The 2,297-nt window shown below is 42.9% G+C and carries 2 protein-coding genes; both read right to left on the bottom strand.

The window, feature by feature from the left end:
- On the bottom strand, positions 1–683 hold a 683-nt coding region (locus KQJ18_RS23480), incomplete at its 3' end, for a YfjP family GTPase (RefSeq protein WP_216422888.1).
- An 82-nt stretch (positions 684–765) separates the two neighbouring features.
- Positions 766–1,854, bottom strand: coding sequence for a hypothetical protein (locus tag KQJ18_RS23475; protein WP_216422887.1), 1,089 nt, complete (start codon positions 1,852–1,854; stop codon positions 766–768).
- Positions 1,855–2,297 lie beyond the last annotated feature (443 nt).

Genomic DNA, 2,297 nt, shown 5'->3' with positions numbered 1-2,297 from the left:
CTACTGGCCTGTACAGGTAACGCGTGTATCATCAGTTCCACCAGAGCATGCAGGTTGTAGCCGGTATGTGCTGAAACAGCCATCACCGGGAAAGAGGACGGCAACTGACCAGCAATCTGCGAACTGATAACCGCAAGTGAAAGGCACTGCTCAGTTGAAGGAACAGCCTGACCGGCAGGTTCTGGCAACGGAGGAATGCGATCTGCCTGGCTGATGACAAACAGGAAACGGGAAGCATCCGCGCCATAAGCAAGTAGTGACCGGTGCGTGACAATATCCACCGCCCGCGCACGATCATCAGCACGCAGGACCCAGATAATCAAATCCAGCTCCGTCAGCAACTTCTGATACAGCGCCGAATATTCCGCATCGTATTCCGGTGTCTCGCCAACTCCAGGCAAATCCACCAGTGTCATGCTGCGCTCGCCCACGGTGAGCACTATCCGCTGAGGTTCACGGGTACAGCCCAGCAAATCGCTGGTCAGGCATACCGGTTGTTGAAACAGGGCGTTGCAAAGCGAGCTCTTACCCGCCCCGCTTTTGCCCATAATGCCAATCACGGGCTCGTAGTTGATGGCGTGTTGCAGGCGGGAAAGAATACGTTCGGTCGTTTGTTGGGGTAAGAAATTAAGGCAGGCACGCAGGATATCACTGGTATCCTGCGATTCGGGGGCTTGGGACATGTTTTACTCCTGTGAAAAGCAAAGCCGGAAGGAAATCAACCGGCTATTCACATAAGTAATATAGGCATGAAAATTAGTGGAGTTATTGTTTTTTCTTTAATAAAGATATTTTATATTCATTAGGATTGCCTTTATATTTCCCATATTCATCATCAATCAGCCTTTCAATAAATTTATTTATATTAACACCATGCAATTTAACCAGCTCTTTAAGCTCTCTACGGGTTTTTATAGAAATTTCAGTATTAAGATTGAAGCTTTTCTTTTTATCTCGTCGCCCGCGCTGCTGAAACGCTTTTTTCATGTTATCCAGAAGTAATTTTTTATCCTGACAATCAATTTTATTCCCCCGTATAACCCAGCAATCAATTGCCCCCATGATTGCAATATATTTCTCATTTGCATCTGCGGGCTTAAACCAAAAAAGGATGTTATCATTGACATCCTTCCTTTTTAATAAATAATCCCACGCCCATTCAATACCCTCAGAGTCTTTTTTCTTTAACCATTTAAATTGTCGAACAGGGCTAATCAAGTGAAGCCAGATACTACGAATATGTTCGAATGACTCTTTAATTTGGATAGGATTGAAGAAACCCGAGAGTTTATTGAAGAAGGTAATAATTAACCGACTCCTTTCAGCGGAGCTGACGGGATTATCCGGAAGTCTAAAAAAAGAATATAAACAATGATCCTCTGAATCCCAGCCATTTTGCAACTTTAATTCTGGCAAATTGAGACGGCTATTTGATGCAGTGCGGATATATATCCAAAACCAGAAAATGGCTCGCTCATTGGCATCTCCTTTTAACCACCTAAAATCAACATCACGAAGGTAGGGATCTTCACCTCCATTTAAGACTTGCTTTTTAGGGGGAGTATCTTCCTGAGCCAATACCTGCCGCATCACACGTTCTATCGCAGGGTCAGTTTGATTTATTTCGGACACCAGAGTAGCAGGAGAAAGATCTACATCTGCGCACTCGTGCTTACTATCATCGCCAGGAAGTTGCTTCACCTCTGATGCCTGCAATAAAGAGCCTTCCTTGTTATTTTCAGGATTGACAGAAGTGGGCGGCTGCTCAGTCGAAACCATTTCTTTCTGTGATAATTCAATAGAGAATAATTCTCCAAAAGCACCTAAATGACTATCCTTATCATTCTTATTCATTATAAACACCTGTATTTAAAAACACTATACTACGTATTTAAATTGTATTTTTACTGGAGTCAACTAGTGAGTTTAATGTAATGCTAATTATGAGAATAAGCCCACAATAGATGGCTAAAATCTAAAAAATAACTATGCCGTTATGATTTTTTACTGTCGTAATCATCGGCAAACACTATACGCATTTTTCGAAAGAATTTTCAGGCATATCAATGGGCGCATCATGCTAAAAGTGACATCAATGGGCTGTATGATTCAGGCAGATGTAACTTTCTACTTCCGAGCTCATAGTATGAGATAGATGCCCGTTACTCTCCCATCGACAACAGGCTCTCTCCCAACTCAACACCACCATACGGGAGCATCGCTATGACCAGCCAAACGACTTTGCCATTAACTAAAATCCTGGATTCAAAATCAGTATTGAATGATCAGCTCGTCGA

The sequence above is a fragment of the Citrobacter sp. S55_ASV_140 genome (genome assembly GCF_018919505.1).
GTDB classification, from domain to species: domain Bacteria; phylum Pseudomonadota; class Gammaproteobacteria; order Enterobacterales; family Enterobacteriaceae; genus Citrobacter; species Citrobacter werkmanii.
Note: the sequence above shows the minus strand (reverse complement) of the source record. Positions and strands in the feature narration are given on the sequence as shown.